General features: G+C 62.0%; 3 protein-coding genes. 1 reads left to right on the top strand and 2 read right to left on the bottom strand.

Annotated features, from left to right (window positions below; genetic code table 11):
* Positions 1–365: 365 nt before the first annotated feature.
* Positions 366–1,763: a class II fumarate hydratase gene (gene fumC, locus EN925_RS28835; protein ID WP_127368335.1), complete on the bottom strand. Its 1,398-nt coding sequence runs from the start codon at positions 1,761–1,763 to the stop codon at positions 366–368.
* 158 nt (positions 1,764–1,921) lie between these two features.
* On the bottom strand, positions 1,922–2,401 hold the full coding sequence (locus EN925_RS28830; protein WP_127368334.1) for a cupin domain-containing protein: 480 nt from the start codon (positions 2,399–2,401) through the stop codon (positions 1,922–1,924).
* Between the two features lie 106 nt (positions 2,402–2,507).
* Here EN925_RS28830 and EN925_RS28825 point away from each other — a divergent pair.
* Positions 2,508–3,374 (top strand): LysR family transcriptional regulator (locus tag EN925_RS28825; protein ID WP_164894449.1); only part of this gene is annotated, 867 nt, incomplete at its 3' end.

Below are 3,374 nucleotides of genomic sequence, written 5' to 3'. Positions count from 1 at the left end.
GTTCCGCTAATGGCGGTGAGCTTGCCGAAACCTGAAAGCAGGAAGATGACCGCGAGCAGGACGCGGCCGAGGAGGATGGTGGTCGAGGCATTGGATGCGCCGGAACCGGCGACTGAAATGTTGGTGGACATGGTGGCTCTCCGGGATGGGTTGATGCCGGGGAGATAGAGCAAACCGACTGTTCACCAAAGCCACCAGACTGGCGACACATTGTTCACAGTACTTACGTTTCCGTGATCGGGCGGCCTGCGCAAAATTCGCTTCGGGTGAGGTCGTGACGGGAGTAAATTCTCCCCTCACGAAATATCGGGCTTTTGGTGACGCAATTCCGGACCGAAAACCGCAGACACTTTTCCTGGAATTGCCTACCCCGGATGCGTCATATCCTCCGGCCGCACCAGGCGGTCGTAATCGGCTTCGCTGACCAGCCCGGTGGCGAGCGCTTCCTCGCGCAAAGTGGTGCCCTTCTTGTGCGCGGTCTTGGCGATCTTGGCGGCATTGTCGTAGCCGATGGTCGGCGCCAGCGCCGTCACCAGCATCAGCGATCGGTCGAGTGCCGCCTTGATGTTGTCTTCGCGGGCCTCGATGCCGACGACGCAATTGTCGGTGAAGGAGACCGAGGCGTCGGAGAGCAACTGCACCGACTGCAGGAAGTTGTAGGCCATCAGCGGATTGTAGACATTGAGCTCGAAATGACCCTGGCTGCCGGCGAAGGTGAGCGCCGCATTGTTGCCGAACACCTGTACGCAGACCTGCGTCAGCGCCTCGCACTGGGTCGGATTGACCTTGCCCGGCATGATCGACGAGCCCGGTTCGTTTTCCGGCAGCGACAGTTCGCCAAGGCCCGAGCGCGGGCCTGAGCCGAGGAAGCGGATGTCGTTGGCGATCTTGAACAGCGCGGCGGCCGCCGCATTGATGGCGCCGTGCGAAAACACCATGGAATCATGGGCCGCCAGCGCCTCGAACTTGTTCGGCGCGGTGACGAAGGCGATGCCGGTGATGGAGGCGATGCGATCCGCGACCCTTTCGGCGAAGCCGACCGGCGCGTTGAGGCCGGTGCCGACGGCGGTGCCGCCCTGCGCCAGTTCCTGCAACCCGGGCAACGTCAGCTCGATGCGCTTGATCGACGAAGCGACCTGCGCGGCATAGCCCGAAAATTCCTGGCCAAGCGTAAGGGGGGTGGCATCCTGCGTGTGCGTGCGGCCGATCTTGATGATGTGATTGAACTCTCTGCTCTTGGCGGCGAGTGCCTTGTGCAGGTGCTTCAGTGCCGGCAACAGATCGTGCACGATGCGTTCGGCGCAGGCGATGTGCATGGCTGTCGGATAGGTGTCGTTCGACGATTGGCTCATATTGACGTGATCGTTGGGATGCACCGGCTTCTTGGAGCCCATGACACCGCCCAGCATCTCAATCGCCCGGTTGGAGATCACCTCATTGGCGTTCATGTTGGACTGGGTGCCCGAACCGGTCTGCCAGACCACCAGCGGGAAATGCTCATCGAGCTTGCCGTCGATGACCTCTTGCGCCGCCTCGACAATCGTCTTGCCGATCGCAGGATCGAGCCGCTTGAGCTCCATGTTGGCTTCGGCCGCCGCCCGCTTGACGATGCCCAATGCGCGCACGATCGACGCCGGCTGCTTCTCCCAACCGATCTTGAAATTGCCGAGCGAACGCTGCGCCTGCGCGCCCCAATACCGGTCGGCGGCGACTTCGATGGGACCGAACGTGTCGGTTTCGGTTCTGGTCTTTGCAGCGGTCACGGGTCTCTCCTTGTCGAAGTCGGCAACGGCGTATCGCGTTGCACAAACGGCTTCAAGCGGAGAATGCGGGCGGCGAGGATGCAAATCGGTTGAAGGCGCGGCGCGTCTCTCCTTCTCCCACAAAGGGGAGAAGGGAAGGACTGCGCAGTTTCGGCCTCTCACCCCAGCGGCGGACCGACAATGTCGATGCCGTTTTTTGCGCAAAGCTGCACCAGTGCCGCGATGATTTCCGGTGTTGGTTCCATCAGCGGCGGCAGTTCGGGCTGTTCGGCGGGACGGCTCGCCTGACGCAGCATCGTCTCAAAATCCGAACCGCGCGTGATGGTGAGGGTGCGCGCACCTTCCGGGGATTCGACCCGGTAGGTGTGCGGCAGGCCTTTCGGTGCGATGACGGTTTCGCCGGCGTCCGCAATGCGTTCGTGGCCGTCGATCTGAAAGCGCAATCTCCCCTCCAGGATGTGAAACACTTCGTCTTCCCTGCGATGCTCATGCAGCGGCGGCGAGTCGCCATAGGGCATGTGATGCTCGACGACGCAGGTGCCGTCCTCTCCTGCCATCGACGAGACGTGGATCGCGACGAGCGTGTTGTTGAACCAGAAGAGTTCCTTGCCTGTGATCGTGCCGGGGGTCATTGTCATGGCGTGTCTGATCCTTCTGTTGCCTGTGCCTGCTGGGCCGATGACGATCTAGCCAGGGATACGCCGACAACGGAAATCGAATGATCGTATGGGGCGAATTGATGCGATGAATTTGAACGCGCTCGACCTCAATCTCATCAAGGTGTTCGACGCCCTTCTGCGGGAGAGAAGCGTTACGCGTGCCGGCGAGCAGATCGGCCTCAGCCAACCTGCCGTCAGCGCTGCGCTCAATCGCTTGCGACATCTCCTCAACGACCAGCTGTTCGTGCGACGGGGCAATGACATGATGCCGACACCGCGCGCCGAGAGCATGGCCGAGCCGTTGCGCGTGGCGCTTCGCGAGATCGAACGCGTCTTCCATTCGGCCAAGGCGTTCGATCCGGCGGAACTGGAGCGAACCTTCACGTTCATGGGGGCGGATTTCTTTTCCATGATGCTGATGCCAGCGCTGGCGGCACGCATCGCTGGCGCCGCGCCGCGCGCGTCGCTAAGGTTTCTCGATAGCGCGCGCGGCGATGTCTCGCGGCTGCTCCAGGACGATGAAATCGACGTAGCGCTCGAGCGTCCGCTGGAGGTCTCCGACTGGGTCTCAAGCACGCCTCTGTTCCATTCACCATTCGCCATCATCGCCGCGCACGACAACGCTGCGATCAGGCAGGCGGGAATCATGGAAGGCAAGACTCTGCCGATCGACCTCTTCTGCGAGCTGCCCCATATTCTTCGTTCTATCGACGGGTCGATGTCGGGCTCCACCGACGAGGCGCTCCGCAAGATCGGGCGGACGCGCCGTGTAAGCCTGACCCTGCCGCACTTTCAGGCTGTCGCATTAGCCGTGGCAAATGGAAACCACCTGTCGGCGGTGCCCAGGCAGTTCGCGGTTTGGGCGGCCGAGACCCTGCCGCTCGTCATCTTTGAACCGCCGCTTCCCATTGCTGTTCCGGAAATCAGGATGTACTGGCACGCGCGCCACGAC

This window comes from Mesorhizobium sp. M7A.F.Ca.US.006.04.2.1, assembly GCF_004022915.1.
Taxonomy (GTDB): Bacteria; Pseudomonadota; Alphaproteobacteria; order Rhizobiales; family Rhizobiaceae; genus Mesorhizobium; species Mesorhizobium ciceri.
This window is presented reverse-complemented; position numbering and strand designations above follow the sequence as displayed.